The organism is Massilia endophytica (assembly GCF_021165955.1).
Taxonomy (GTDB): domain Bacteria; phylum Pseudomonadota; class Gammaproteobacteria; order Burkholderiales; family Burkholderiaceae_D; genus Rugamonas; species Rugamonas endophytica.
Genome location: NZ_CP088952.1, coordinates 999,259 through 1,026,196, shown reverse-complemented (window position 1 = coordinate 1,026,196; position 26,938 = coordinate 999,259). Strand labels below are relative to the sequence as shown.

General features: G+C 66.4%; 20 protein-coding genes. 10 read left to right on the top strand and 10 right to left on the bottom strand.

From position 1 onward, the window contains the following. Positions 1 to 32: 32 nt before the first annotated feature. The 3 genes from LSQ66_RS04700 to LSQ66_RS04690 all read right to left on the bottom strand — a co-directional run bounded on the left by LSQ66_RS04700 (position 33) and on the right by LSQ66_RS04690 (position 6,652). Complete coding sequence (locus LSQ66_RS04700) at positions 33 to 2,795, bottom strand: TonB-dependent receptor (protein WP_231768645.1); 2,763 nt, start codon at positions 2,793 to 2,795, stop codon at positions 33 to 35. Positions 2,796 to 2,949: 154 nt separating this feature from the next. Then, a complete protein-coding gene (locus tag LSQ66_RS04695) occupies positions 2,950 to 4,899 on the bottom strand; it encodes a helicase-related protein (RefSeq protein WP_231768644.1) in 1,950 nt (649 codons plus the stop codon). 121 nt (positions 4,900 to 5,020) lie between these two features. After that, complete coding sequence (locus LSQ66_RS04690) at positions 5,021 to 6,652, bottom strand: GGDEF domain-containing protein (RefSeq protein ID WP_231768643.1); 1,632 nt, start codon at positions 6,650 to 6,652, stop codon at positions 5,021 to 5,023. Positions 6,653 to 6,899: 247 nt separating this feature from the next. Between LSQ66_RS04690 and LSQ66_RS04685 the strand changes: the two genes are divergently transcribed. From LSQ66_RS04685 to LSQ66_RS04675, 3 genes are all read left to right on the top strand, one after another. Next, positions 6,900 to 8,693 carry an amidase gene (locus LSQ66_RS04685; RefSeq protein WP_231768642.1) on the top strand — a complete coding sequence of 598 codons (1,794 nt, stop codon included), beginning with the start codon at positions 6,900 to 6,902 and terminating at the stop codon, positions 8,691 to 8,693. A gap of 216 nt (positions 8,694 to 8,909) precedes the next feature. Beyond that, positions 8,910 to 9,104 carry a DUF2970 domain-containing protein gene (locus LSQ66_RS04680; RefSeq protein ID WP_231768641.1) on the top strand — a complete coding sequence of 65 codons (195 nt, stop codon included), beginning with the start codon at positions 8,910 to 8,912 and terminating at the stop codon, positions 9,102 to 9,104. A gap of 77 nt (positions 9,105 to 9,181) precedes the next feature. Then, positions 9,182 to 9,838, top strand: a complete 657-nt coding sequence (locus LSQ66_RS04675) for a thiol:disulfide interchange protein DsbA/DsbL (protein ID WP_231768640.1) — start codon at positions 9,182 to 9,184, stop codon at positions 9,836 to 9,838. On the opposite strand, the gene LSQ66_RS04670 is transcribed toward LSQ66_RS04675, so the two are convergent. Together LSQ66_RS04670 and LSQ66_RS24675 are read right to left on the bottom strand one after the other, a co-directional pair. Continuing rightward, complete coding sequence (locus tag LSQ66_RS04670; protein WP_231768639.1) at positions 9,839 to 10,354, bottom strand: hypothetical protein; 516 nt, start codon at positions 10,352 to 10,354, stop codon at positions 9,839 to 9,841. A 3-nt stretch (positions 10,355 to 10,357) separates the two neighbouring features. Then, complete coding sequence (locus LSQ66_RS24675) at positions 10,358 to 12,085, bottom strand: methyl-accepting chemotaxis protein (protein ID WP_269449144.1); 1,728 nt, start codon at positions 12,083 to 12,085, stop codon at positions 10,358 to 10,360. A 126-nt stretch (positions 12,086 to 12,211) separates the two neighbouring features. Between LSQ66_RS24675 and LSQ66_RS04655 the strand changes: the two genes are divergently transcribed. From LSQ66_RS04655 to LSQ66_RS04640, 4 genes are all read left to right on the top strand, one after another. Beyond that, positions 12,212 to 13,615, top strand: a complete 1,404-nt coding sequence (locus LSQ66_RS04655) for an L-cystine transporter (RefSeq protein ID WP_231768638.1) — start codon at positions 12,212 to 12,214, stop codon at positions 13,613 to 13,615. 80 nt (positions 13,616 to 13,695) lie between these two features. Next, complete coding sequence (locus tag LSQ66_RS04650) at positions 13,696 to 14,460, top strand: histidine phosphatase family protein (protein WP_231768637.1); 765 nt, start codon at positions 13,696 to 13,698, stop codon at positions 14,458 to 14,460. Positions 14,461 to 14,469: 9 nt separating this feature from the next. Further along, positions 14,470 to 15,387: an NAD(P)H-hydrate dehydratase gene (locus LSQ66_RS04645; protein WP_231768636.1), complete on the top strand. Its 918-nt coding sequence runs from the start codon at positions 14,470 to 14,472 to the stop codon at positions 15,385 to 15,387. A 98-nt stretch (positions 15,388 to 15,485) separates the two neighbouring features. Continuing rightward, the gene (locus LSQ66_RS04640) at positions 15,486 to 15,911 is read left to right on the top strand and encodes a hypothetical protein (RefSeq protein WP_231768635.1); all 426 of its coding nucleotides are present in this window, start codon (positions 15,486 to 15,488) and stop codon (positions 15,909 to 15,911) included. Between the two features lie 197 nt (positions 15,912 to 16,108). Here the strand turns inward: LSQ66_RS04640 and LSQ66_RS04635 are convergent, their stop codons facing one another. The 3 genes from LSQ66_RS04635 to LSQ66_RS04625 form a co-directional block, all read right to left on the bottom strand. Further along, complete coding sequence (locus tag LSQ66_RS04635) at positions 16,109 to 19,336, bottom strand: efflux RND transporter permease subunit (protein ID WP_231768634.1); 3,228 nt, start codon at positions 19,334 to 19,336, stop codon at positions 16,109 to 16,111. Positions 19,337 to 19,339: 3 nt separating this feature from the next. After that, entirely contained in the window at positions 19,340 to 20,506 is a 1,167-nt protein-coding gene (locus LSQ66_RS04630) for an efflux RND transporter periplasmic adaptor subunit (RefSeq protein WP_231768633.1), read from the bottom strand. 225 nt (positions 20,507 to 20,731) lie between these two features. Then, on the bottom strand, positions 20,732 to 21,154 hold the full coding sequence (locus LSQ66_RS04625; RefSeq protein ID WP_231768632.1) for a divergent PAP2 family protein: 423 nt from the start codon (positions 21,152 to 21,154) through the stop codon (positions 20,732 to 20,734). A 103-nt stretch (positions 21,155 to 21,257) separates the two neighbouring features. Here LSQ66_RS04625 and LSQ66_RS04620 point away from each other — a divergent pair, with 103 nt between their 5' ends. Next, positions 21,258 to 22,292, top strand: coding sequence for a DUF475 domain-containing protein (locus LSQ66_RS04620; RefSeq protein ID WP_231768631.1), 1,035 nt, complete (start codon positions 21,258 to 21,260; stop codon positions 22,290 to 22,292). Further along, positions 22,292 to 22,660, top strand: coding sequence for a hypothetical protein (locus tag LSQ66_RS04615; protein ID WP_231770049.1), 369 nt, complete (start codon positions 22,292 to 22,294; stop codon positions 22,658 to 22,660). Before LSQ66_RS04620 ends, LSQ66_RS04615 begins: the two co-directional genes overlap by 1 nt. An 80-nt stretch (positions 22,661 to 22,740) precedes the next feature. Here the strand turns inward: LSQ66_RS04615 and LSQ66_RS04610 are convergent, their stop codons facing one another. Further along, positions 22,741 to 24,897 (bottom strand): hypothetical protein, encoded by a 2,157-nt coding sequence (locus LSQ66_RS04610; RefSeq protein WP_456085740.1) that lies wholly within the window; start codon positions 24,895 to 24,897, stop codon positions 22,741 to 22,743. A gap of 246 nt (positions 24,898 to 25,143) precedes the next feature. Next, entirely contained in the window at positions 25,144 to 26,124 is a 981-nt protein-coding gene (locus LSQ66_RS04605) for a serine/threonine protein kinase (RefSeq protein ID WP_231768629.1), read from the bottom strand. A 65-nt stretch (positions 26,125 to 26,189) separates the two neighbouring features. Here LSQ66_RS04605 and LSQ66_RS04600 point away from each other — a divergent pair, with 65 nt between their 5' ends. Further along, complete coding sequence (locus tag LSQ66_RS04600) at positions 26,190 to 26,885, top strand: UPF0149 family protein (protein WP_231768628.1); 696 nt, start codon at positions 26,190 to 26,192, stop codon at positions 26,883 to 26,885. Positions 26,886 to 26,938 lie beyond the last annotated feature (53 nt).

Below are 26,938 nucleotides of genomic sequence, written 5' to 3'. Positions count from 1 at the left end.
GCTGGCGTCCCTTTCAAGGCAAAAGTTTATGCTTAGAAGGCTACACGCAGGCCGACGTTGACGCGGCGGCCGACATCTTCCAGGGTCAGGAACTGGCCTTCATTATTGGCATATTCACGCATCCTGGAGTTGCTCAGGTTGATGCCATCCGCATACAACGCAATCGACGGAGTCAGATTGTAGCGCAGGCTGGCGTCGGTCTGGCCGTACGCTGCGCGGTTGCGTGGCAAGGTGCTGCCGCCGCCGCAGTCCACGGAGAAGTGATTGCGCCAGTTGTAGCTCACGCGGGCCTGGAACTTGCCGTTCTCGTAGAACACGGAGCCGTTGTACGACTGCGGGGACAGGCCGGGGTAGCCGCATTCCGGCGCGCCGCCTTCGCGGCTCGCCGTGGCGTCCACATAGGTGTAATTGGCGGCCACGCCGAAGCCCTGCAGCCAGGGCACTGCCGTATCGAAGGCATACTGGCCTGCCAGCTCGACACCCTTGATCTTGCCCTTCTGGCCGTTACGAACGCGGGTATCGTGAACCGTTTCGGTGTACTGGGGGATCTTGATGTCCACCAGCTTCTTCTCCAGGAAGTCCGACACGTTCTTCTGGAAGACGGCGGTGCTCACGTAGTTCGTCTTCGACAGATACCATTCCCAGGACAAGTCGAAGTTCTTCGACTGCATCGGCTTCAGGTAAGGGTTGCCGCCGCCGGTCTGCACGTCGCCGAAGCGGCCGCCGTACCAGTTGTCCACGCCCATCTGGTTCAGCGTAGGACGGGTCTCGGTCTTGGAGGCGCCGAAGCGCAGCAGCATGTCGGAGCGCAGGTCGATCTTCAGGTTAGCCGATGGCAGCAGGCTGTTGTAGCTGTTCTCCACCGTGGTCAGGCTCGACGGCCCCCAGTTCAGGATGTAGGTCGTGTCGTTCGGGCTCTTCACGGCCGACAGCAGCACGCGGCTGATACCGGTGGAGGAAGAGTTCACGTGCACATAGCGCAGGCCAGCATTGGCGGACCAGCCCTCGCCTTCCCACTTCGAATCCACGAAGAGGCTCGACACTTTTTCCTTCACCGCCCAGATGGAAGGCTTGGTGTAGTCGATCGCCATCGGGCCGTTCGGGAACTTGGTCTTGTCCGAATACAGGGCCGGGTCGTTCGACTTCGCGATCGTCGACGGCTGGTTCAGGTAGCTCATGTACTCGTTCGGGTCGAAGCGCAGGTAGGCGCTCGGCATTTTCACGCCGCTGCCGAGGAACTGATCCATCGGTGTCACGGTGAACAGGCTCGAAGGCAGGGATACGTGGTAGCCGCTGTAGGCGTTCCAGGAATCGGAACTCCAGCTGGTGCGGCCCACTTCGCGCTGCGAATACGCGAGGCCGGAATCCAGGCCCTTGAAGTTGCCGATATCGTGGCTCCAGGAGAGATTCAGGCGGCCTTCGTGTAGCTTGTCGTGAAAGCGCACATCGTTGTTCGACACGGCGTGGGCGAACACCGCGGACGGGTCGGCAATGCCGTCGCCAAAGGTCAGGCTCGGAATGCTGCCGAAGCTCAGGGTATCGCCGTTCTTCGGCACCATGCCCGCAACCACCCACATGTCGGGAGTCTTGGTGGTGGTGCGCGAGCTCGATACGTCGCCTTCCAGCTTCCACTCCGGCGCCAGGGCCCACTTCGAATTCAGGCCGAATGCCTTGGTCTCGGACAGCCGGTCGCCGCCCTTCACGATCATGTCGTTCGAGTTGGCGTCGGTGAGCGCCTTGCCTTCGCCGACGATGGCCGGGTTGTTTGCGTAGAAGGTCGAGCCGGGACGCAGGAAGCTGGTCACCTGGTTATTCGAATCGGCCTTCACGCCCAGCTGCACCGGGTTGTTCCAGTCGCTGATGGCGATGACGGCGTTGCGCTGGTCGAGGCGGGAGTACAGCGCGTCGGCCGTGAGCTTCCAGGTCGACGAAGGGTTGTACTGCACCGTCAGGTTACCGACCAGGCGCTTGCGGCTCTCGTCTTCCTGCTGGAAGCCGAAGCTCTGCGGCATCAGCAGCTTCTTGGTCGTCACGTCGGCCATCGTCAGGTTCTTCGAATTGAGATCGCCGTTGATGACGGAAACGTCGCGCAGGTTCCACGCGTCGGTCACTGCCTTGTTCTGCTTGGAAGCGCGGTCGGTATAGGAAATCGAGCCTGCCACCCCGAAGTCGCGCGCCTCGTTGGCATAGGTGTACATGCCGCTGGCGTTAGGCGTGGTCTTCTTCGAGTTCGAGTCGCGGGCGGCCGAAACGTTGACCACCGAACTGTGGCCGGTCTTGCCCGAAAGAGGGCGCGCGGTCTGGATGTCGACCGTCGAACCGATACCGCCTTCCGGCAGGAAGGGCTGCGAGGTCTTGTAGACCAGGGCCTTCGAGATCAGGTCCGAAGACAGCAGGTCGAAGGAGAAATCGCGGCCGCCGGTGTCGCTGGTCATGGTGCGGCCGTTCACCAGCACGTTGTTGAATTCGGGGCCCAGGCCGCGAACGGAGATATAGCGGCCTTCGCCGTTGTTGCGCTGGATCTGCACGCCGGTCACGCGCTGCAGGGATTCGGCGATGTTCGTGTCCGGGAACTTGCCGGCATCTTCGGCCGACACTGCGTCCACCACGCCGTCCTGCATGCGCTTGGTCGTGAGGGACGAGGTGAGCGATGCGCGGATGCCGCTGACGACAACCCTGTTGGCCGGATCGGTGCCGTCAGGCGCGTTGGTGGTTTGAGCGAAGGCGCCGGCCGACACCAGCATTTCGGCAATCAGCGCAGCCAATACGGTCTTGCGCATACGAGTGTTATGCATTCCCATTTAATCTCCGTTATTCTGTTATGGATGCAGTCGCAAGGACCTTGGCTGCATGACGGAGATCTTAGTCCGGCATCGGAAGTGGTATGCATTCTTTCTTTGAAAAATGACATGCCAAAAAAATATATGTCGGCATGCCACCCCTCGGGCATCAGCGGAATTTCCTGTGATGGCGCTGGCGCGCGGCGGCGTTCTGGTCTTGCAGGATGGTGTCCACGCGCTCGGAGGCCTCGCGCGAAAGCTGCTGCGCCAGTTCGATATCGGGGAAGTATTCCGGCAGGCGGTACCCCAGCCATGCATAGGCCGAGTAGAGACGGCACAGGTCCTCCACCTCCTGTAGCGAGAGGTAATGCAGCGGGGAGTCCTCGGGATGCAGATGCGTGATGCGATGGCGAGACAGCGAAACGGCCCAGTGCTCCCACGCGCTTTGCAGCGACGCGATCTTCGTCGATACGGGCACCAGCGACAGGGTGAACTTGTCCGCCACGGAAAGCGGCAGCGTATCCAGCCATTCCGCGCGCTCGGCCTGGTCCTCGGTGATGCGCGGGTAGAAGAAGCCGTCCGGTACATCGATATTGTGGATGAAGCGCTTGAGCAGCTTGGCCAGCGACGTCTCGCCCGTCACCGATGCAATGCGGTGCAGGTGCTCCAGCGTGGGCGCGACGGCAAAGCCGCTGGCATTGAGCGGCGTGGGCTTCTCCTTCAGCAGGGCGCGCAGCACACCGTGGGTCTCGTCGTCATAGCCCGCCACCAGTCCTTCTTCGTGCAGGCCATAGCGCCCCGCGCGGCCCGCGATCTGGCGCGCCAGCGCAGAAGGAATCTCCTCCTCTTCCACGCCGTTGAATTTCACTGTGCTGGTCAGCACAATGCGGGCGATGGGCAGGTTGAGGCCCATGGCAATGGCATCCGTGCCTACCACCACATCTGCCCTGCCCTCGCGGAAACGCTGGGCCTGGGCGCGGCGCACCTCGGGCGAGAGATTGCCGTAGACCGTGGCGACGGAGAGGCCCATCTCCGTGACCAGGTCGCGCCACATCAGCACATCGCGGCGCGAAAACGCGATCAGCGCATCGCCCTTGCGCACGTTCTTCAGCTTGCGCACGGACGTGGGCTCGACCACAAGCGGTCCTTTGCGCTTCAGCACATGCACCTCCAGCGGACACTCAAGCCGCTCGGCCAGCGCCTCGATGGCGCGGCGCGCCTCCGGCGCCCCCACCAGATACACCGTGCGCGCGGGGGCCCCGCACACGGCGGCCGTCCAGGCGGCGCCGCGTTCACGGTCGGCCAGCATCTGGATCTCGTCGATCACCGCCACCTCCACGGGCGTGCGCGAATCGAGCATCTCCACCGTGCTGGCCACGTGGGTCGCATCCGGAGCAATGCGGCGTTCCTCGCCGGTGATGAGGCTCACCGCAAGCGGCTTGCCATGCGGCTCGGCGGCCTGCAGGCGCTCGTAGTTCTCCAGCGCCAGCAGGCGCAGAGGCGCAAGATAAACGCCACTGGCAGCTTTGGCCAGGGCCTCCATTGCCTTGTGCGTCTTACCCGAATTGGTGGGACCCAGCAGCGCGATAAAGCGGCGCGGCATGCGGCGCGCAGTTTCGAACGAGGCCGGATACTCAGCGAGGTTGATGCTCTGGCGCGTGCGCTCCGCATGCTGCTCCTCGCGTTCGCGCTCCACGGCGTGCAGCAGGCGCTGTCGCAGGCGCTCGAAGACGATACTGGCCGGTTCCGAAGTCTGCACCTCGTCCAGCGCATGCAGGAAGCTCATGGGATCAAGGCCCGCGTCCTCGCACTCCTGCGCCAGTTCGGCGATAAAGGATTCGACGCTCGCGCGCAGGGTGGCTTCGGCAGCGGGGCTGGCCCGTTCGCGCAGCAGCGCGCTGCGCCCTTCGGCATCGAGCTTGCGCCACTTCGAAGGCTTGGCCAGCACGCCCTGCTCGGGGACGAGGGCATAGGGCACGCGCAGGCCGGCGCTGTCGGCCACGCCATGAAAGCGCAGGAAGACGCGGCCTTCCAGCTTGACCAGTTCGATATTGCGGGCCGCCAGGCCCAGTTCGGCGATCAGCAGGTCGTCGTCCTGCTCATGGGATGGAGAGCTCATGCGCCTATTGTGCCGCACCCCGCCCTTCCCCGCCCACGCCCTACGAGTTTCCTAATTGGGGACAGACCCCTTTAAGAAACTTTCTTAAAGGGGTCTGTCCCCAATTAGGAAACGTGTGCGCCTAGGCAATGTTGCGGATCTTGGGGGTGACGCGCTTGACCGCGCAGCGGCGGCGGCCCTGGGCCTTGGCGCTGTAGAGGGCTTCGTCGGCCGTGCGGATGACGTCTTCCATGGCCGCCGCGCCCCCGCTGTGCAGGGCGATGCCGACGCTGGCCGTCACCGTCAGCCGCAGGCCGCCCGCGGCAATGGGCGCCTCCATCGCGGCCAGTATCTTGGCGCCCAGGGCGGCGGGCTCGGCTTCGCTGCTGAGATGGTCGAAGATGATGACGAATTCGTCGCCTGCAAGCCGCGCCACCGTGTCGCTGGCCCGCACCGCCCCTTTCAGGCGGCGCGCGAACTCGATCAGCACTTCGTCGCCCACGCCATGGCCATGGGTGTCGTTGATGCGCTTGAAGTGGTCGATGTCGAGGTAGGCCAGGCCGAGCGCGGCGCCGGTGCGGGCCTGGCGCGCCAGGGCTGCGCTGAACAGTTCTTCGAACATGCGGCGGTTGCTGATGCCGGTGAGGGTATCGGTGCGGGCCAGCGCGCGCAGGCTGGCTTCGGCCAGCTCGCGCTGGCGGCTCAGGGCATAGAAGGCACGGCTGAGTTCACCGAACTCGTCGCGCCGGCCCGTGTCGAAGACGCGGATATTGGCCTCGCCCTGCCCTTCGGCCATGCAGGCGACCTGGCGGCGCAGCACGCCGAGCGGACGCAAGAGCCAGCGGATGGCCAGCAGGCCCACCGCGCCTGCCAGCACGGCCACCATCACCGAACCCAGCAGCGCGTTGCGGCGCATGGCCAGCATGGGCGCGAAGGCGTCCTCCAGCGGATAGGCCGCGCCCACGATCCAGTTGGTGCTGCGGATGCGCTTGTAGGCCATGAGCGCGGGCACGCCCGCCTTGGTCTCGCCTTCGACCCAGCCTTCCCAGCCTTGCAGCGCTTTCAGCGTGGCGGGCATGGCGCCGCCCGGCTCCTCCGTCACCTTGCCCAGGATGCGGTTCTTGTGCGGGTGGTGGATGATGACGCCGTCCGTCGTCAGCATGAAGATGAAGCCGTTGACGCTGGGCCGCATGGCTTCGATCTGGCCGAAGAAGCGCGGGCGTTCCAAGTCGATGCTGCCCAGCAGGATATATTGCAGCTGGCCTCCCGCGTCGAACACGGGCTGGGTAATGAGCACAACCTGCTTGCCCGAGAGCTGGCTGCGGAATGGCGCCGAGATCACGCCTTCGCGCGCGGCCACCGTATCGCGGAAGTAGGCGCGGTCGGAGAAGTTGCTGATGCCAATGGCGCGGCGGTCGTTCAGGTTGGCCACCAGATCGCCATGCCGGTTCACGGCGGAGACATTGAAGAACTCGTCGCGCAGGGTGAAGTGGTCTTCCAGCACGCCCTGCACCTGGCGCGCATCGTGCATGGCTTCGGCGGGGAAGCGTTCGGCCAGCACGGCCAGCAGGCTGCGCTGGGCATTGAGGTTCTGGTCGATATAGGCGGCGGCGCTGGACAGCAGCGCCATCTGTTCGTCGCCCAGGACCTTGCGCATATGGCGCTCGGCCAGCGTCAGCGATACCAGGGCCACGAGGCCGGCAGCCAGCAGCACGAGCATGCCGAGCACGGCAGTCATGCGGAATTTGACGCTAGCGGTGTTGATGTTGAACATGGTCTCCCCCAGGCGGCATGGGGCCGTCAGGTAGGGCAGCGGAGCCGCCCGCCGGCTGGGCTGGGGCCGGGTGAGCCATGGGCGCGGGGCAAGGCGCTCTCTGGCAGATGATTAACTGAAAGAAATTCTAACAGAAACTCACAGTCAACTTACCTCTTCGAAATAACTGTGGAGAATCTGCAACATTCGCGCCCCATCCTTGCAGTTTCGCTATCATGGCTGCGCCCCGACTTCCCAGCGAGACCCCATGCGCAACCGCCGCCAATTCCTCATCGACGCCCCGCTCGGCCTGCTGGCCGCCACCGCCCTGCCCGCCGGCGCCCAAACCCCGCCGCCTGCTGCCCCGGCCGGCGCACCGCCCACCTTCGGCGCCATGCCCGCCGTGGGACCGGCGCTGACGCAAGCCACCTTCGCGGAGGCGGAAAAGCTCATGCAGGTGACCCTGAGCCCGGCGGAGCGGGCCATGGCCGCCGCCAGCTGGCCCACCTCGATGGCGGGGGTGATGGAGCGCCGCAGCGGACCGCGCAAGCTGGCCCTGGAAGACAATGCCGCGCCCGCCTCGCAATGGAACCCTGTGCTGCCGGGCCAGCAGGCTGGTCCGGCCCGCGCGCGCTTCCTGCGCAGCGCGGCCGCGCCCGGTCCCCTGCCCGCCGACGATGCGGACATTGCCTACGCCCCCGTGAGCAAGCTCTCGCGCTGGATCGAAAGCCGCCAGCTGAGCTCGGAGCGGCTGACGGGGATCTACCTCGAGCGCATCCGCCGCCTGGACCCGAAACTGCGCAGCGTCATCACCGCCACGCCCGAGCTCGCGCTCAGGCAGGCGCGCCAGGCGGACCGGGAGATTGCCGCCGGACGCTACCGCGGTCCCCTGCACGGCATTCCCTATGGGGTGAAGGACCTGCTGGATACGGCTGGCATCCCCACCACCTGGGGCGCCGAGCCTTTCCGCGAGCGCGTGCCGCTCAGCGATGCGGCCGTGGTGGCGCGCCTGAATGCGGCGGGCGCCGTGCTGGTCGCCAAGCTCAGCCTGGGCGCCCTCGCCCTCAACGACATCTGGTTCGGCGGCCAGACCATGAATCCCTGGCTGCCCGAAGAAGGCGCCTCCGGCTCCAGCGCGGGCCCGGGCGCCGCCACGGCGGCGGCCCTGGTCGCCTTCTCCATCGGCAGCGAAACGGGCGGCAGCATCGTCAGCCCCAGCATGCGCTGCGGCGTGGCCGGACTGCGCCCCACCTACGGCCGCGTGCCGCGCACAGGCGCCATGACCCTGTGCTGGTCGCTCGACAAGCTCGGCCCCATGACGCGCAGCGTGGAAGACGCCATGCTGGTGCTGCGCGCCATCTCCGGGCCGGACGCGGGCGACATCGCCAGCGTTCCCGCCAAGCTCGATTTCGATGCCGCCGCCCCCGTGCGCGGCCTCAAGCTCGGCTACTTCCCCCAATGGATGGAGGAAGCGCCCGCCACCGCGATCGACCGCCAGGCGCTGGCCATGGCGCAGAAGCTGGGCATGCAAGCCGTTCCGCTCTCGCTGCCGGACTGGCCCTGGCAGAGCCTGAACACCATCCTGTTCGCGGAAGCGGCCGCCGCCTTCGAAGAGATCACCCTGGACGGCCGCCTGGCCACGCTGCGCGAACAGACGCCGGACGCCTGGCCCAACCTCTTCCGCGAAGCGCGCTTCCTGTCGGCGGTGGACTTCGTGCAGGCCGACCGCATGCGGCGCAAGGTGGCGGGCGAGATGGCGCGCCTGTTCGGGCAAGTGGACCTGATGCTCGTTCCCTCCCTGCGCGACGAAATGCTCACCATCTCCAACCACACCGGCCATCCTTCCCTCACCCTGCGCACCGGCTTCGTGGACGTGAGCGAAGCGCGCAGCGACTGGGCGCCGCATCCCGCGCGTCCCCTGCCGAAGTTCGACCCGCCGCGCCGCGTGCCGCACGGCGTCACGCTGATCGGCCGCCTCTTCGACGAAGGCACGCTCGGCCGCGCCGGCATGGCCCTGGAGCGCGCCGCCGCCGTCGCCGCCCACCGCCCTCCCGGCTTCTGAACAGCCGAGCCCGTGTCCAACTCTGGTGCCAGGGAAGATTTTTGGACACGAGCCCAGCGCTAAAGCCCCTACGGCCAAGTTCGTGTCCACTTTTCTTCCCTGGCACCAGAGTTGGACACGGACTGGGCTTTGCTGATACGGTCGATTGGGGGCGGTTCTGCATCTGTTCTGCGCGGGCGGGGCGCGCGACAATGGGCGCACACTCAAGGAGCCGCCATGCCAGCCAAACAACGCAGTTTCGCCCAGACCCTGAACGCCGTCGCCTGGTCCTTCATCGGCTTGCGCCGCCGCCGCGATTTCGATGAGGATGTGGGCGCCCTCAATCCTTTCTACGTGATCGCGGGCGGCGTGCTCGGCTGCGCCCTCTTCATCGCCTTGCTGCTGGGAGCCGTGCGCCTGGCCGTCGCCTGACGAGGCCGCTATTGCCGGGGTCCGGATTGCGTGTCACCATAGCGGAGGATTACCCTTCATATGCGATAAGGAACCTCATGCGCTTTGTTCTCGCCCTGCTGGCCGCCGCCAGCCTGATGGCCGCCCCGGCCTTCGCTTCACCCACCGCGCCCCGCGACGGCGCCGAGTACACCACCCTGAAGACGCCCCAGAAGACCCAGGCTGCCGCCGGGAAAGTGGAGGTCATCGAGTTCTTCATGTATCACTGCCCTGCCTGCTACATGCTGGAGCCAACCCTGCTGGAGTGGGCGCAGAAGAACGCGGACAAGGTGACGTTCCGCCGCATCCACCTGCCGCTCACGGGCCCGAACGATCCGGAGGCGCACATGTTCCTGACCCTGGAGGCCATGAAGCTGGAGGACAGCCTGCATGCCAAGATCCTCAACACCTGGCACGTGCAGCGCCGCCAGCTGCGCAGCGACGAGGACAATATCGACTGGGCCGCGAAGAACGGCGTGAACAAGGAGCAGTACACCGCTGTCTACAACTCCTTCGGCGTGATGACCCGCCTCAAGAACCTGGGCAAGGTGGCCGCGGCCTACCAGGTCAACAGCACCCCGACCCTGATCGTGGACGGCCGCTTCCTCACCAGCCCTGAGCTGATCGGCAAGAGCAATCCCGGCGTCACCAATGCCAATGCGGGGCAGGCCACCATGCAGGTGCTGGACGCCCTGGTCGCCCAGTCGAAGAAGTAATCAGGTCTCGACCTTCGTATCCTCGGCCTGCGCTTCCTGCATGGCCTGGGGCTCCAGGTGTTCGGCGCGGATGTTCAGGCGCACGAATACGCCCCAGGCCACCAGCAGCAATGCGGCGCACAGGCCGATCACTCCCGCATGCGGCAGCAGTTCCGGCCTGCCGTGCAGCGACTGGAACGCCGACACCAGGCATTCGATCGACAGCGACACGATCACCACGATCAGGAAGCGCGAAAGAAAACGCCGCACCCGCGTCGGCGTGGAGATGCTGGCCGAGCGCTGCACCTCTTCCTCCAGCACCGTCTGTCCCAGCTCGAAGGCCGCCACGCTGATGGTCAGCAGGCCGATGCACTCCAGCACTTTCACGAAGCGCGGCTGGGCCGCATCCTCGGCAAAGGGGTAGAGGGCCAGCCAGAGTTCCCAGCCCGCCATCATCATCAGCGACACGCCGCAGATGAAGAAGAACACCGAGACCGCGATATAGCCTGCGCCGAACAGGGTGAGGAGAAAGCGCATGGCCTAGAATTCCTCCCATTCGTCGCCGCCGGGCGGCACGGGTTTGCGGCCCGGCGGCTCGGCCGGCGCCTTCGCTTTCAGCCGGGGCGCCCGCCGGTCGGGCAGGCGTGGCGCGGCAGGCTGGGCCTGCGGCGCGGGCGGCGGCGCCTGCACCGGCTGCACCGGCGCGGCCGGCAGCCCTTCCACCTTGAACACGCCCACCATGTCCGCCAGCTGCACCGCTTCCCGGCGCAGCGACTCGGCCGCCGCCGCAGCCTCTTCCACCAGGGCCGCGTTCTGCTGGGTCACGCTGTCTATCTCCACCACCGCCTTGTTGACCTGCTCGATGCCGGTGGTCTGGTCCGCGCCCGCTTCGGCAATGCCCTGCATGATGCCGGACACCTTGAGCACGGCCTGCACCACATCGTCCATGGTCTGCCCCGCCTGCGCCACCAGCTTGCTGCCCTGCTCCACCTGTTCCACCGACGTGCCGATCAGGTCCTTGATCTCGCGCGCCGCCGTTGCCGAGCGCTGCGCCAGGTTGCGCACTTCCGCCGCCACCACGGCAAAACCGCGCCCCTGCTCGCCCGCACGCGCCGCCTCCACCGCCGCATTCAGGGCGAGGATGTTGGTCTGGAAGGCGATGCCGTCGATCACGCCGATAATGTCCGCGATCTTGCGCGAGGAAGCGCTGATGGCGCCCATGGTCTCCACCACCTGTCCCACCACGGTGCCGCCCTGCCGCGCCACCTGCGAGGCGGCCGCCGCCTGTTCGTTGGCCGCGCGCGCATGTTCGCTGTTCTCGCGCACCGTGCCTGTCAGCTCCTCCATCGAGGACGCCGTTTCCTCCAGCGCTCCGGCCTGCTGCTCGGTGCGCGCGGAGAGGTCGCGGTTGCCCGAGGCGATCTGGCCGGAAGCGGTGGTGATGATGTCGCTGCTGCGCCGCACCTCGCCCACCACGCGCGCCAGGCTGTCGCGCATGGTCTTCATGGCTGCCATCATGCTGGCATGGTCGCCGTCGCGCGCGGGCACGGCCACCGTGAGGTCGCCCGCGGCGATGCGGCCTGCAATCTCCGCCGCCGTGTCCGGCTCGCCGCCCAGCTGCTCGGTCAGGCGCAGGCGGATCAGGCGAGCGGCGACCAGGCCCGCGGCAAAGGCCAGCACGCTCAGGCCCAGCAGCAGCGCGCGCGCCGTGCGGTAGGCGGAAGCGGCCAGCTCCACATCGCCTTCATTGTGCTTTTTCTGGTGCTCAAGGTCGGCATCCATCTCGTTCTGCCAGCGCTGGACGGCTGGCCCGGCCTGGGTGAGCAGCAGCTGGGTCGCCTCTTCGTCGCGGTTTTCCAGCGCCAGCCGAACGACCTGGTCGTTCAGGGCACGCGCGCTCTGCTTCGCGGCCTCGATGCGCTGGCGCAAGGCCTCGCCGCCTTCGGCCGGCGGCATGGCGTACAGGGCGGCGGCGGCGCGGTCGTAGTCGGCGCGCGCGGCCCTGAGCCTGTCCTGCTCGCGCTGGATGGCGGCCACATCGTTCACCATCACGATCGTCTGGCTTGCGCTGGCCGCGATGTGCACGGCGTCGGACATCTCCTGCAGATGCATCAGCCGCACCACGTTGTCGTGCACGATGTCGTCCAGAATGCCGTAAATGTGCCTCAGGTTGTAGACACCGAGCAATGCAATCGACAGCATCAGGGCCAACACGATGCCGAATCCCGTCGCCAGCCGGGCGCCCACGGTCAGTCTTCTCTCTGCCATGGCGTCCTCTCGTTTAAGCTTATGCGGAAATATTCGCACCAATCGCCTTTGGACGGCGCTCTTCAGCAGCTAAACGGCAGGCAATTCCGCTAGAATCGCCCCATCCCTTTTCCCGACGAGGCCGCAATGAACCTTCCCGTCCTGCTGAACCTGGCCATCGCGGCGCTGCTGCTGGCCGCCCTGTATGTCCAGCAGCGCCGCCACGCCAGCTTCACTGTGCGCGTTTTCACGGCCCTGGGCGCGGGCATCGTGTTCGGCGCCCTGCTCCAGGCCTGGTACGGCGCCAGCGATCCGGTCATCAAGCTCACCGGGCAGTACCTGGACATCGTGGGCAGCGGCTATGTGAAGCTGCTGCAGATGATCATCATGCCCCTGATCCTCGTCTCCATTGTTTCGGCCATCCTCAAGCTGCGCAATGCAGGCGCGCTGGGGCGCATCAGCGCGCTCACCATCGGCACCCTGATGGCCACCACGGTGGTGGCCGCCCTGATCGGCGTGCTGATGGCCAAGCTGTTCGGGCTCACGGCCGTGGGCCTGGCCTCGAATGCTGCCGAGGCGGCGCGCGGCGCCTACCTGGAGGGCAAGCTGCCGGACGCCCAGGCCATTACCCTGCCCAGCATGATCCTCGGCTTCATCCCCGCCAATCCTTTCCTCGACCTGACGGGCGCGCGCAAGACTTCCACCATCGCCGTGGTCATCTTCGCCATCTTCATCGGCATCGCCGCCCACGGCATCGCGGACAAGAAGCCTGAGCTCTTCACCTCCTTCGACCATTTCGTGAAAGTGGCGCACGCGATCGTGATGCGCATCGTGACCCTGGTGCTGCGCCTCACGCCCTACGGCATCTTCGCCCTCATCACCCAGCTCGTGGCAACGTCGAGCTACCAGGACATACTGAATCTGCTGGGCTTCGTCATCGCCTCCTACTGCGCCCTCCTGCTCATGTTCGGCGTCCACCTGGGCATCGTTTCCGCCGCAGGCCTCAATCCCCTGCGCTATGCGCGCAAGCTGCTGCCGGTGCTCACCTTCGCCTTCACCTCGCGCAGCAGCGCGGGCGCCATTCCCATGAGCGTACAGACCCAGACCCGCCGCCTCGGCACGCCCGAAGGCATCGCCAACTTCGCCGCGTCCTTCGGGGCCACCATCGGCCAGAACGGCTGCGCGGGCATCTATCCCGCCATGCTGGCGGTGATGATCGCGCCCACCGTGGGCATCGATCCCTACACGGCGGCCTTCCTGCTGCCGCTGGTGGCGGTGATCGCCATCGGCTCCGTGGGCGTGGCGGGCGTGGGCGGCGGCGCCACCTTCGCCGCGCTCATCGTGCTCTCCACCCTCAATCTGCCGGTGGCCCTGGCGGGCCTGCTGATCTCCATCGAGCCCCTGATCGACATGGGCCGCACGGCCCTGAACGTGAGCGGCTCCATCACGGCCGGCACGCTCACCAGCCGCGTGCTGGGCGAGACCGACATGGCCGCCTTCGGCGCGGACGCCGAGCTGACCAGCGAGCCCGAGGAAAGCGAGGCCGCCTGAAACGGCGGGCGCCGTTTGCTGCGCCGCACTTTGGCCGATTCGTCTAGTATGCATCCATCTCCACGATGGGTATTGACGCAATGGAACAGAAGTGGCCCCAGCAAATCTGGATCGTGCGGCATGGACAAAGCGCGGGCAATGTGGCGCGCGAGGCTGCGGAGGCGGCCTCCGAATTTCTGATCGATATCGCCGAGCGCGACATGGACGTGCCCCTCTCCGAACTGGGGGCGCGCCAGGCCCAGGCCCTGGCGCAGTGGTTCGCCGCCCTGCCTGAAGCCGAGCGGCCCAATGTGGTGCTGTATTCCCCCTATCTGCGCGCACGCGGCACGGCCATGGCCATCGTCGAAGCCCTGGGCAAGGAAGACCTGCTGAGCAGCGTGGCCGACGAGCGCCTGCGCGAGAAGGAGTTCGGCATCGTGGACCGGCTCACGCCCCTGGGCATTGCCGACAAATACCCCGAGCTGTATGCCCAGCGCCGCCACGTGGGCAAGTTCTACTTCCGCCCGCCCGGCGGCGAAAGCTGGTGCGACGTGATCCTGCGCCTGCGCAGCGTGCTCGACACCATCACCCGCGAATACCGCAGCGAACGCGTGCTGATCGTGGCCCACCAGGTCATCGTCAGCTGCATGCGCTACCTGCTCGAGCGCATGGATGAGGAGGCCATTCTCGCCATCGACCGCGCGGGCGACGTGCCCAACTGCGGCGTGACCTCCTATCTCTTCGATCCCCAGGCGGGCAAGCGCGGCAAGCTGGTGCTGCACCTGGAGAACTTCGTGGCGCCGCTGACCGAAACCGGCACGCCCGTCACCGCCAAGCCGGATATTCCGGCCGCACCCAAGTCCTGAGGCGGCTTCATGGCGCAACTCCGCGAGATCACTGCCGCCACCCTGCGCGAGTGGCCCCTGCCCCAGCCTTCCTTCGATGGCGACAAGGAGGTGCGCGGCCATATCCTCGTGGTGGGCGGCGCGCGCGAAATGCCGGGCGCCGTCATCCTGGCCGCCACGGCAGCGCTGCGCGCCGGGGCGGGCAAGCTCACCATTGCCACCGCCGCCAGCGTGGCGCCCCTGGTGGCGCTGGCCATACCCGAGTCGCGCGTGATCGGCCTGGCCGAAACGGCGGGCGGCGGCTTCACCCTGGATGCCGCGCGCAAGCTGGGCGAGCTGCATGGCAAGGCGGACGCCGTGCTGGTCGGCCCCGGCATGCAGGACGAGGCAGCCACGGCCGAGCTGGTCCATGCCCTGCTGCCGCGCTTTGCGGGCACCCGCCTTATCCTCGATGCCGGCGCCATGGCGGCCGTGCGGCCCCGCGAGCCCCACCTGCTGGAGGAAACGGAGGACCGGGCGCATTTCCGTTTTGCGGAACCGGTGCTGCTCACGCCCCATGCGGGCGAGCTGGCCCACCTGGGGGGCTGGAAAAAGGAGGAGATTGCAGATGCGCCGCAGGACGCCGCCCGGCGCGCGGCGGCGCAATGGAATGCGGTGGTTGCGCTGAAGGGCGCCACCACCGTCATCGCCGCCCCTGGCGGCACATTGTGGCAGCACCAGGGCGGCAATGTCGGCCTGGCCATCTCCGGCTCGGGCGACGCCCTGGCCGGGATCATTGCCGGACTGGCGGCGCGCGGCGCCTCGCTCGAACAGGCCGCGGCCTGGGGCGTGGCCCTGCACGCTTCCGCCGGCGAACAGCTTTCCATCCGCTTCGGCGTGCTGGGCTACCTGGCGCGCGAAATCTCCGCCGAGGTGCCGGCCCTGCTGCGCACCCTCGCACCCGCCTGAGGTCCCGCCACAGGATCTTCTTTGCGCGGCATGGAAACTGTGAAGGCCCGATGCAGTCCAATGTATTCCCACCCTGTCAAACCTTGAAAGGATCGACCATGAGAGCACTATCGACAACCACTGCCCTGCTGCTGGCGGGCGTGCTCGCCGCCGGCCTGGCGGGCTGCAAGGACCGCGCCACGGACACCGGCTCGCCCGCCACCACAACGCCGGGCTCGACCAGCGGCGCGGGCACCACGCCCGATACGGGCGGCACGGGCACGGCCACCACGCCGAGCACCACCACGGGAACCGGCACGGCCACCGGCGCGGGCAACAGCGAGTCGGGCGCCACGGGCGGCACAGCCACCGGAACCACGCCGCCCCAGCAGGATACGGCGCCGCCTCCGGCCACGGGCACCACGCCGCCCACCTCGGGCGCTTCCGGCACCTCCGGCGCCACGGGCTCGACCGGCGCAACGGATGCCTCCGGCATGACGGGCACCACCGGCACGGGCAACACCAACACTACGCCGCGCCGCTGAGAGCAGAGGGGACGGACGGGGGCGCCGAGCCCCCGGATGGGGTCTGTCCCCGAACACCCAGTCCGCCACCGAACACGGTTGGCGGACTGTGTTCGGTGGCGGACCGGGGTACCGGGGACGGACCCCGTCCGGGGTCCGTCCCCTGCTCCGCAAATAAAAAACGGCGCCCGAAGGCGCCGTTCTTGCGGGGGCCGCTGTTACGCGGCCTTCTGCGGAATCACCGGCTTGGGAATCTCCCGGCCGCGACCCGTGATCTTCCTGAAGCCCAGCACGATCATGCGGAACACGGCGCGCACCATGATCAGGGTCAGGATGGCTTCCACGAAAGTCATGAAGAAGGCCACCAGCGCCGGCCAGCGCTGCAGGCGGGCATTGAACTTGGCCGCCATGCGGTCGCGCGAGATCTCGATGCTGTCGTAGAAGGTCGGCACGACCAGCAGGGTCAGCAGGGTCGAGGTGATGGTGCCGCCGATGATGGCGATCGCCAGCGGACGGTAGAACTCGCCGCCCTCGCCCATGCCGATGGCCACCGGCACCATGCCCGCGATCAGCGCAAAGGTCGTCATCAGGATCGGACGCAGGCGCATGCGGCCTGCGTGCATCAGCGCGTCTTCACGGCTGAAGCCCTCCTCTTCCCGCGCCCGCGCCGCTTCCAGCAGCAGGATCGCGTTCTTGGCCACCAGACCCATCAGCATGATGATGCCGATAAAGCTCATCAGGTTCAGGGTGTTATTGCTCAGCATCAGGGCCAGCACCACGCCGATCAGGGACAGCGGCAGCGACAGCATCACCGCCACCGGCGCCGTGAAGGAGCCGAACTGCATGACCAGGATCAGGTACATGAGGCCGATACCGGCGAGCAGGGACAGCAGCATGTTGGTGAACAGCTCCTGCTGGTCCTTGCCCGCGCCGCCCAGTTTCAGGCCATAGCCCGGCGGGTAGTCCATTTCCTTGGCCAGTTTCATGGCGTCGGCCGTCACTTCACCCGGCGAGCGGCCTTCCACGTTGGCGGACACGGAAATCACGCGCTTGCCACCCTTGTGGCGGATGGTGGACGGGCCCTTGCCCATGGAAACGGTGGCGATCTGGTCCAGCGGCACCATCTGGTTGGTGCCGGAGACGGCGATCGGCAGGCGCTCGATGTTCTCCGAATTGGTGCGGTCTTCCGGATGCAGGCGCACGGCCACGTCGCGGCTCTCGCCGGTCGGGTCGACCCAGTCGCCCACCTCGATGCCCGCGAAGGCCACGCGCAGCGAGGACGCCGCGTCGCCGGCGGAGATGCCCATGGAGCTGGCCAGGCCGCGGTTCAGTTCGATCTGCAGCTCGTCCTTCGGATCCTGCTCGGACAGGCTCACGTCCACCGCGCCCGGAATCTGGCGCAGCTTCTCCATATAGGCATTGGTGATCTCCATCAGGCGGCGCGAATCCGGGCCGGTGAATTCGATCTGCACCGGCTTGTTGCCGCCGTTGGACACGTCGTCCTGCACCACGTACTCGGCGCCGACGAGGCCCGCCATGCGCTTGCGCAGCTCGATGGCCACTTCCTCGGCCGAACGCTTGCGCTTCTTCTTGTCGCCGATATCGATATAGATACGGCCGCCGGTCAGGTTCACGTAAGTGCTGGTGGATTCGGTCTCGGGCATCGCGTGGGCGATGTCCGAAGCCTTCATCAGCTTCAGGCGCGAATATTCCAGGCTGCTGGAGGAAGGCGTGCGCACGTCCACCCGCAGGAAGCCGAAGTCCGATTTCGGCAGGAAGCTCGAACCGCCGAACTTCATGTGCAGGGCCAGCGCGCCCACCAGGGAGGCGACGGCGATCAGGGCCATCCAGCGGCGGTGGTGCAGCGCCCAGGCGATCACGTGGCCGTAGCGGTTGGCCTGGTGGTCGAACCAGTGGTTGAACTTGTCCAGCGCCTTGCCCAGGCCCTTTTTCGGGCGGATGTGGTGGTCGGGCGGGTCGCCCCAGAAGGCCGACAGCATCGGGTCCAGGGTGAAGGAGATGAACAGGGACACGGCCACCGAGCAGGTCACGGTCAGGGCGAAGGGACGGAACCATTCGCCCGAGATGCCGGGCATGAAGGCCACGGGAATGAACACGGCCATGATGGAGAAGGTGGTCGCAGCCACGGCCATGCCGATTTCGGCGGTGCCGTTCAGGGCCGCCGTGCGGCGGTCTTCGCCCATCTGCATGTGGCGCACAATGTTTTCCCGCACCACGATGGCGTCGTCGATCAGCACGCCGATCGCGAGCGACAGGCCCAGCAGGGTCATGAAGTTCAGCGTGAAGCCGCACAGCCACACGGCGATAAAGGCCGCGATGACGGACGTCGGCAGGGACAGCGCCGTGATCAGGGTGGAACGCCAGGAATTCAGGAAGGCGTAGACCACGAAGATGGTCAGGCCCGCGCCGAAGACCAGGGCCTCGATCACGTTGTTCAGGCTGTTTTCCGCGTCTTCGCCGCCGTCCTGGCTGATCTCGATGGCCGTGCCTTCCGGCAGTTCCTTCTTGATCTCGTCCACCAGCTTGCGCACGCCCTTGGCCACGCTCACGGTGGAGGCTTCGCGCGAACGGATGATGGAGATGCCCACATTGGACTTGCCGCTGCGGATACTCAGGTTGTTGATATCGGCAAAGCCGTCGCGGATCTCGGCCACCTGGCCCAGGCGCACCAGCTGCTCGCCCTGGCGCTTGACGATCACGTCCTGGAACTGCTCGGGGCGCTCGATGCGGCCCACCAGGCGGATGCTCTTCTCGTCCATGTTGCCGCGCAGCTTGCCCACCGGCGCATTGGTGTTCTGCATGCGCAGGGCATTGGTGACTTCCGACACCGACACATTGTATTCACGCAGCTTCTCGGCGCGCAGGAACACGGACAGTTCGCGGCGCAGGGAGCCGTTCACCGTCACGTTGGACACGCCGTCGATGGCGCGGAAGCGGTCGGCCAGTTGGTCTTCCGCCAGACGCGAGATCTGGGCGTGGGTCTGGGTCTTGGACGAGAGCGAGACCTGCATCACCGGCTGGGCCGAGATGTCGACCCGCTGCAGCACGGGCTCGCGCATTTCCACCGGCAGCTTGTAGCGCACGGCGGCGATGGCGTTGCGGATCTCGTCGGAGGCCTCGATCAGGTTCTTGCTGAAGGTGAAGCGCAGCTCGATATTGGCGCTGCCTTCCTGCGAGGTGCTGTTCAGCTCCGTCACGCCCGTGATGCTCTGCAGCGACTTCTCCAGGCGGTTGACGATTTCCCGCTCCACCGTTTCCGGCGAGGCGCCCGGATACGGAATGCTCACGAAGATCGTGGGGATGTCCACGTCCGGGTTCTGGTTCACGCGCAGCTTGGACAGCGCGAGCAGGCCCAGGCACATGGTCGCCACGATCAGCACGATCATGGCGATAGGCCGTTTGACACTGAAATCTGAGAGGAACATGGCTTAGTTTCCTTTCGCCGCAGCCGGTGCGCTGCCGTTGGCCGATGCCACCGCCTTGGCGGAGACGAGTTCCACCTTCTGGCCGTCGCGGAAGCTGGATGCCGGGGCGCGCAGCACGCGGTCGCCCGCGGCCAGGCCCTTGCTCACTTCCCACTGGCCGGTGCGCGCGTCGCGCGCGCCCACCACCAGGTCGGCCTTGCGCAGGACATTGTCCTTGATGCGCCAGGTATAGGCGTTGTCGCCGGCGCGCACCAGGGAGGAATCGGGAATCATCAGGGTATCGCGCGCTTCCGCTTCCACGCGGCCTTCGGCGTACAGGCCGGCCACTTTCGGCTGCACCTGGTCGGCGAAGTTCACCAGCACTTCCACCTGGCGGGTGACGGGGTTGGCGGCCGGGTCCACGCGCTTCACCTTGCCGGCGAAGGTCTGGCCCGGGTAGCCGTTCACGCGGAACTGCACGTTCTGGCCCACTTTCACGGTGCCGATCTTGTCGGCCGACACCAGGCCTTCGAAGCGCATGCTGTTCGGGTCGATCACCTTGATCAGTTCCTTGCCGATCTGGGCCGTGTCGCCGTTCGAGACCTTGCGGTCGCTCACGATGCCGTCGAAGGGGGCGCGCACGAGCGTGCGGGCCAGCTGCTGTTCGGCCGTGGCGCGGCGCGCCTTGGCGGCCACCAGGTCGCTCTGGGCATTGTTGAAGCGCAGCTGGGCGTCTTCCATGGCCTGGGCCGAGGTCATGCCCGAGGCCAGCAGGGTCTGGTGGCGCTTGAGCATGCGCTCGGCCTGGTCCAGGGCCTGCTGGGAGGCGCGCACCGCCTCGTTGGCCGAGGTCAGCGAATCGCGGATCGAGGTGTCGTCCAGGCGCACCAGCAGGTCGCCCTTGCGCACGGCTTCGCCGTTTTCCTTGAGCACCTGCATCACCACGGCGCCCACTTCGGCGCGCAGGTCGGCCTTGCGCTCGGGTTCGATGGATCCGGTGATGACGGGGCCGGAGGCCAGGGAATCGGTCTGCACCGTCACCAGGTCTTCCGGCGCCACCTGCAGGGTGGCATTCTTCTTGGCTTCCGCCCTACTGGATGCCGCGGGGCCTTCCCCCTTGTCCGGGCCTGACTTGCCGCAGGCGACGAGCGCCGAAGCGACGGCGAGAGCGAGTAGGGTCTTACGCAACATAGAATTCTCCGAGAGTTTTGGTACTGCTTTGCTGTTATTGAAGAGAGCGCAGGAAATGCACACTACTGCAGCGGAGGAGTATCCGCTTGCGCCTGATATAGGTCAATCGCCGGGAGCCAGACTGCGCGATTTCGGCGATAAACTGCTGAATTTCGTGGATAGACTGCAAACGGGGCGGACGTCCGCCCTGTCCGCAGCCGGACGAATGCTTCATCAATGAAGCATTTAGCCCCGCGCGAAGAGGGCGAAAACGGCGTGGCCGATGGCGATGCCGGTCAGCAGGCCGCCCGCGATTTCCACCTTGGTATGGCCCATGCGCTCGCGCAGCCATGCCATGCCTTCCACGTCCTTGGCCAGGCGGTTGATGGCGGCCGCGTGGCGGCCCACGTGCTGGCGCAGGCTGTTGGCGTCGATAATCACGATAAAGCACAGGGTCACGGCCACGCCGAAGGCCGGATGGCCCATGCCCTCGCGCAGAGCGATCAGGGTTGCCATGCTCGACACCGTGGCGCTGTGATTGCTGGGAAAGCCGCCGTTCCCCACCAGATCGAAGGCCCAGCGGCGGGCGCGGGCGCTGTTGATGAGGAATTTGATCGGGCCCACGGTGATCCAGGTGATCAGCGGTGTGAGCAGATAGGCAAGATCCATGTGAAAGTTCCTTTTTGGCAATTCAGCATTATCGCAGAAGCAGGCTCCCGGGCGGAAGCAGGTACAGTAAAATCGCCCCACTAAAAATACAAAGGGTAGGTGCATGAAACATTTTCGGATATCGATCATCGTCACCATCGCGCTGATGGCGGCGGCGGGCTCGTGGGGCTATGACCATGGCGGCCTGTCCGGCGCCCTCACCGCCTTCTGGATCACGGGTGTGCTGGGGGTGATGGAAGTCTCCCTCTCCTTCGACAATGCGGTGGTCAACGCCTCCGTGCTGAAGGACTGGAACGCCTTCTGGCAGAAACTCTTCCTCACGGTGGGTATCCTGGTGGCCGTTTTCGGCATGCGGCTGGTCTTCCCGCTCGCGATTGTGGCCGTGGCCACGGGGCTCGACCTCATGTCCGTCTGGACCATGGCGACGACGACGCCGGAAGAATACTCGCGCCACCTGACGGGCGTGCACGCGGAGGTGGCGGCCTTCGGCGGCGCCTTCCTCCTGCTCGTCTTCCTCAACTTCATGTTCGACGAAGACAAGGAGATCCACTGGCTGGAATGGATCGAAGAGCGCGCCAACCGGCTGGGGGCTGAGAGCCTGTCCGTGCTGCTGGCCCTGGTGGCCGTGGGCATCTGCGTCGAAATGGTACCGGCCGACCGCCGCTTCAGCGTGCTGTACGCGGGCGGCGCCGGCATCGCCATCTACCTGGCGGTGGGCTGGCTGAGCGGCCTGCTGGAAGAAGATCCGGAGGAAGCGAAGGCCCTGGGCAAGGCCGTGCAGCGCGGCAGCCTGGGCGGCTTCCTCTATCTGGAAGTGCTGGACGCTTCCTTCAGCTTCGACGGCGTGATCGGCGCCTTCGCCATCACGAGCGACGTGGTCATCATCATGCTGGGCCTGGCGATTGGCGCCATGTATGTGCGCTCGCTCACGGTCTACCTGGTGCACAAGGGCACGCTGGACGAATTCATCTATCTTGAGCACGGAGCGCACTGGGCCATCGGCATCCTGGCGGTGATCATGTTCGCCAGCGTGGAATACCACATTCCCGAATGGTTCACGGGGCTCTCGGGCGTGGTCTTCATCGTGGTCTCGCTCTGGTCCTCGGTGAAATACAAACGCCGCATGGTGGCGCAATGATGGCCCGTCCGCGCCTCATCATGGGCCTGATCGGCCTTGTGCTGGCGGCCATCCTCGCCTTCCTGGCCTATGCCTGGATCACGCTGCACTGGTCCTATTCGGAAGGCGAGCGGGCTGGCTACCTGCAGAAATTCTCGCGGCTGGGATGGATCTGCAAGACCTGGGAAGGCGAAATCCTGCTCAGTTCCATGCCCGGCGCCATCCCCGAAAAATTCTTCTTCAGCGTGCGCGACCCCGAGGTCGCGAAGCAGCTCACGGCCGCGATCGGCAAGCGCGTCGTGCTGAGCTACGCCCAGCACAAGGGCGTCCCCAGCAGCTGCTTCGGCGAAACCGAATACTTCATCGAAAAAGTCCAGGTCTCCCAATAGCAAAAATTTCTTAAAGGGGTCAGACCCCTTTAGGAAACATCGCTAATTTCTTAAAGGGGTCTGACCCCTTTAGGAAATTTTTAGCGGGTACGCCAGACGGAGGTGGCGCTGTCTTTGAGGCGGCCGATGACGTCGCGGGCCATCGTTTCGGATTGGCGCTCCTGCGCGGCGCTGAGGGTGGCGGCAAAGTCGGCTTCCGGGGCGGCTTCCAGCGCCGCGACCTTCGCTTCCAGTGCGGCCAGCGCTTTCGCTGCTGCGCCCTGGCGGCGCGCTTCCAGTTCCACCAGCTTCTTCTTCGCTTCGACCATCGCGGCGGTGGTGTCGGCTACCTTGCGCTGCATCGCTGCGTGCGCCTGGGCGGCTTCGACCAGCGCTTTCTGTTCGGCGGCCTTGTCCTGCGCTGCCTGGGCGGCAGCCGCTTCGGCGTCGGCCTTCTCGCTGGCTGCGGCGGCAATCGCTTTTTCCGCTTCCAGGCGCGATTCGATGGCCTGCGCGGCGCGCACTTCCGCCGCGTTGGTGGCGCGCTGGTGCACCAGCTTCTGGTCGATCAGCGCCAGCGATTTGCGCTCGGATTCGATGAACTCGCGCTCGGCCGCCACCAGGGCTTCGGCGGCAGCAGCCTTTTCCTGCTCGGCGCGGGCGCGCTCCTTGTGCACTTCGCCCAGTTCAACCGCCAGGCGGGCCTGCGCGGCCGACGCCTGGGCCGCAATGGCTTTCTGTTCGGCTTCCATCTGGGTCTGGGCGGCGATGGCGTCCAGCGCAGCAGCTTCGGCTTCGGCCGCAGCCTTCAGGCGCGACTCGGCTTCGGCCTTGCGCTGGAAGGCTTCGGCGTGGGCCTGCTCGGCCGCAGCGCGCTCCTGGGCGGCGATAATGGCGCGCTCTTCCTCTTCCAGGCTCAATTTCAGGGCCGCGATGGCGGCTTGTTCGGCTTCGGCGCGGGCGTGCTCGGCTTCCACCAGGCGCGCGGCCTGCGCTGCCTTTTCCTGTGCCACGGCATTGGCCGCTTCCAGCGCTTCGGCGTGCGCGGCCAGCCGGTCGATTTCGGCCTGTTCGGCGGCATTGCGGGCGGCGATGAATTCGGCGGAGGCGCGCGACAGGGCTGCGCGCTCTTCGGCCAGCTGGGCGGCGCGCTGCTGCTCGGCGCTGTCGGCGCGCGCGGCTTCGGCGGCAGCCTGTTCGTATTCCTGGCGCAGTTTGGCCTGCTCCAGCGCTTCGTTTTCCGCCGCCACCTTGGCGTGGGTCTCGAATTCGGCCTGCTCTTCGGCCTGGACGCGGGCCAGGGCGACGGCATGCAGCTGGCGGTCGGCGTCGATGCGGGCTTCGGTTGCGGCGATGATGCGCTCGTCGGCTTCGCGGCGGGCCTGGGCGGTGGTAGCGGCCATGGCTTCCAGGCGCTCGCGGTGGGCGGCGGCGTCGCGGATTTCTTTCTCGGTCTGCAGGCGCAGGTGCAGGGACATGGCGGCGCTGCGGTCGGATTCGGCCTTGGCCAGGGCGATCTGTTCGCGTTCCTGTTCCAGGTGGGCCAGCGCGCGCGCTTCTTCCAGGGCACGGACTTCGGCGGCGGCGCGCTTGAAGGCGGCTTCCAGGGCGACGCGGTCGGCCAGTTCGCGCTGGCGGATGGTTTCCAGCGCCTCGGCTTCGGCCTGGGCCAGCTGCTGGGCGGTCTGGCGGGCCGAGTGGGCGGCGCGCTCGCGTTCGCGGGCCAGGGTGGCCATGCGCGCATCGGCGCTGGCGATGCCCACCACTTCATCCTTCGCGGCCTGCACGGCGGCGACGCGCTCGGCGGCCTGCAGGCGGGCGTGCTCGGTCTGGGCTTTCAGTTCGTCGGCGGCGCGCGAGGCCTGGGCGGCCAGTTCGGTTTCAGCGGCCATCTGTTCGGCGGCGGCGCGGCGGCTTTCCTCTTCGGCCTTGGCGCGCTGTTCGGCAGCCAGGCGCACCTGCGTGTCGGACTCGACGCGGGCGCGCAGTTCGGCGGTTTCCTGTTTCACGGCTTCCAGGCGGGCGACGCTGGCCTGGGCGGCGGCGCGCAGGCTTTCCAGGCGCTCGCGGTTGGCGGTGATCGCCTCTTCGGCGGCCTGGGCGTTCTGCAGGGCGACCGCGGCAGCGGCCGCATCCATGGCGGCGCGGTCTTCGGCGAGTGCGCGGGCGCGGGCCTCGGCATTAGCGCGGCTTTCGGCGGCGCAGGCGGCTTTCGCTTCCGCTTCCACACGGGCGATGGCCTGCTTGATGGCTTTCATCTCGGCTTCTGCACGGTCCGGCTTGGCGCCGTCGTTCGATGCCGGGGGAATAATGGCGAGACTCTGTTCATGCTGCAGCTCCGCATCATCGGCGGCAAAGACGGCTTCGAGGGAGGTGGCCAGTTGTGCTTGCATGATTGTTCTCGCTTTGACAAGGTAATCGGGATTTCCGAGTAGCCATTATCAAAGCGGCGCCCGTGAAGCGAGGCGTGAAGCAGGACGGGAAAATCCCGCCAATTCGATGATTTACACCGGCCAGAGGGGCGCTTCGTCCATCAACGCCACCTGCTCGCGCAGCTCGAGCACCCGGTCCTGCCAGTAGCGCTGGGTATTGAACCAGGGGAAGGCCACCGGGAAGGCGGGATCGTCCCAGCGGCTGGCCAGCCAGGCCGAGTAATGGATCAGGCGCAGGGTGCGCAAGGCTTCCACCAGATAGAGCTGGCGCGGGTCGAACTGGCAGAAGTCCTCGTAGCCGGCCAGGATGTCGGACAGCTGCCGCACCATGTCGCTGCGCTCTCCGGACAGCATCATCCACAAGTCCTGGATGGCGGGGCCCATGCGGGCATCGTCGAAATCGACGAAGTGCGGGCCCGCATCCGTCCACAGCACGTTGCCGCCATGGCAATCGCCGTGCAGGCGCAGCAGCGGCACCTCCCCTGCCCTGCCGTAGCAGCGGGCGACGCCGTCCAGCGCCTGGTCCACCACGCTCTGCCAGCTGGCGCGCAAATCGTCCGGGATGAAACCGTTCTCCAGCAGATAGTCGCGCGGCGCCTGCCCGAAGGTGTGCGGGTCGAGGGCTGGGCGGTGCTCGAAGGCCTTCGCCGCTCCCACGGTATGTATGCGGCCGATGAAACGCCCCGTCCACTCCAGCACCTTGGGATCGTCCAGCTCCGGCGCGCGGCCGCCATGGCGGGGGAACACGGCGAAGCGGAAGTTGTCGAAGCTGTGAAGGGTGCGCCCGCCGATGAGCTGTGCGGGCACGGCGGGAATCTCCTGCGCGTGCAGCTCGGCCACGAAGGCGTGCTCCTCGAGGATGGCGGCGTCGCTCCAGCGTTCCGGGCGGTAGAACTTCACCACGAGGGGCGGCCCCTCCTCCATGCCGACCTGGTACACCCGGTTTTCGTAGCTGTTCAGCGCCAGCAGGCGGCCATCGCCATAGAGGCCAATGCTGGCCAGCGCGTCCAGCACGCAATCGGGATTCAGGGCGGAGAAGGGATGAATGGTCATTCCGCCATTGTAAACGGTGCGCGGCAGCGTATACTGTCGCCTTCATTCAAAGAACAGAGCCCATCATGCAACTCGACCAGCCTCTCACCGAAAAAGAATTCGACGAACTCGACCAATTCCTGCTGGGCGACCGCAGTCCCGAAGACTCCATGACCATGGACCACCTGCATGGCTACCTCACCGCCATCGCCATTGGTCCCGAGACCATCATGCCCGCGGAATGGCTGCCGCGCGTGTGGGGGCCGGACGGCAAGCAGGCGCCGAAGTTCAAGAATGGCAAGGAAGAAGAGCGCATCGTCAACCTGATCATGCGCTTCATGAACGAGGTGCTGGTGACCTTCGAGGTGGCGCCCAAGGAATTCGAACCCCTCTTCGTGGAGCATGAGCACGAAGGCCAGACCCTGATCGACGCAGAGGCTTGGTGCTGGGGCTTCTGGGAAGGCATGGAACTGCGCCCCGGCTCCTGGGACGAGATCTGGGATTCGGAAATCGGCGAGCTGATGCGCCCCATCTACCTGCTGGGCGCGGACGAAATCGAGGAAAGCGAGCTGCCGGAAGTGGAAGACCCGCTCAAGGCGCACAAGCTGGCGCTGGAGCTGGAAGCCAACCTGCCCACCATCCACAAGTTCTGGGTGCCGCGCCGCAAGGCCGCCGTCGGCACCGTGAAGCGCGAAGATCCAAAAGTCGGCCGCAACGACGACTGCCCCTGCGGTAGTGGCAAAAAATACAAGAAATGCCACGGAGCCGACAGCGCCGCCTAAGCCTAATATTGCCTCACGACAATTTTTGTAAATGCTGGCGACAATATACTGAC

What these genes read in the sequence shown, in the direction of transcription:
- LSQ66_RS04700 (WP_231768645.1), bottom strand. Translation starts at nt 2,795, where the DNA reads ATGCATAACACTCGTATGCGCAAGACCGTATTGGCTGCGCTGATTGCC.
- LSQ66_RS04695 (WP_231768644.1), bottom strand. Translation starts at nt 4,899, where the DNA reads ATGAGCTCTCCATCCCATGAGCAGGACGACGACCTGCTGATCGCCGAA.
- LSQ66_RS04690 (WP_231768643.1), bottom strand. Translation starts at nt 6,652, where the DNA reads ATGTTCAACATCAACACCGCTAGCGTCAAATTCCGCATGACTGCCGTG.
- LSQ66_RS04685 (WP_231768642.1), top strand. Translation starts at nt 6,900, where the DNA reads ATGCGCAACCGCCGCCAATTCCTCATCGACGCCCCGCTCGGCCTGCTG.
- LSQ66_RS04680 (WP_231768641.1), top strand. Translation starts at nt 8,910, where the DNA reads ATGCCAGCCAAACAACGCAGTTTCGCCCAGACCCTGAACGCCGTCGCC.
- LSQ66_RS04675 (WP_231768640.1), top strand. Translation starts at nt 9,182, where the DNA reads ATGCGCTTTGTTCTCGCCCTGCTGGCCGCCGCCAGCCTGATGGCCGCC.
- LSQ66_RS04670 (WP_231768639.1), bottom strand. Translation starts at nt 10,354, where the DNA reads ATGCGCTTTCTCCTCACCCTGTTCGGCGCAGGCTATATCGCGGTCTCG.
- LSQ66_RS24675 (WP_269449144.1), bottom strand. Translation starts at nt 12,085, where the DNA reads ATGGCAGAGAGAAGACTGACCGTGGGCGCCCGGCTGGCGACGGGATTC.
- LSQ66_RS04655 (WP_231768638.1), top strand. Translation starts at nt 12,212, where the DNA reads ATGAACCTTCCCGTCCTGCTGAACCTGGCCATCGCGGCGCTGCTGCTG.
- LSQ66_RS04650 (WP_231768637.1), top strand. Translation starts at nt 13,696, where the DNA reads ATGGAACAGAAGTGGCCCCAGCAAATCTGGATCGTGCGGCATGGACAA.
- LSQ66_RS04645 (WP_231768636.1), top strand. Translation starts at nt 14,470, where the DNA reads ATGGCGCAACTCCGCGAGATCACTGCCGCCACCCTGCGCGAGTGGCCC.
- LSQ66_RS04640 (WP_231768635.1), top strand. Translation starts at nt 15,486, where the DNA reads ATGAGAGCACTATCGACAACCACTGCCCTGCTGCTGGCGGGCGTGCTC.
- LSQ66_RS04635 (WP_231768634.1), bottom strand. Translation starts at nt 19,336, where the DNA reads ATGTTCCTCTCAGATTTCAGTGTCAAACGGCCTATCGCCATGATCGTG.
- LSQ66_RS04630 (WP_231768633.1), bottom strand. Translation starts at nt 20,506, where the DNA reads ATGTTGCGTAAGACCCTACTCGCTCTCGCCGTCGCTTCGGCGCTCGTC.
- LSQ66_RS04625 (WP_231768632.1), bottom strand. Translation starts at nt 21,154, where the DNA reads ATGGATCTTGCCTATCTGCTCACACCGCTGATCACCTGGATCACCGTG.
- LSQ66_RS04620 (WP_231768631.1), top strand. Translation starts at nt 21,258, where the DNA reads ATGAAACATTTTCGGATATCGATCATCGTCACCATCGCGCTGATGGCG.
- LSQ66_RS04615 (WP_231770049.1), top strand. Translation starts at nt 22,292, where the DNA reads ATGGCCCGTCCGCGCCTCATCATGGGCCTGATCGGCCTTGTGCTGGCG.
- LSQ66_RS04610 (WP_456085740.1), bottom strand. Translation starts at nt 24,897, where the DNA reads ATGAAAGCCATCAAGCAGGCCATCGCCCGTGTGGAAGCGGAAGCGAAA.
- LSQ66_RS04605 (WP_231768629.1), bottom strand. Translation starts at nt 26,124, where the DNA reads ATGACCATTCATCCCTTCTCCGCCCTGAATCCCGATTGCGTGCTGGAC.
- LSQ66_RS04600 (WP_231768628.1), top strand. Translation starts at nt 26,190, where the DNA reads ATGCAACTCGACCAGCCTCTCACCGAAAAAGAATTCGACGAACTCGAC.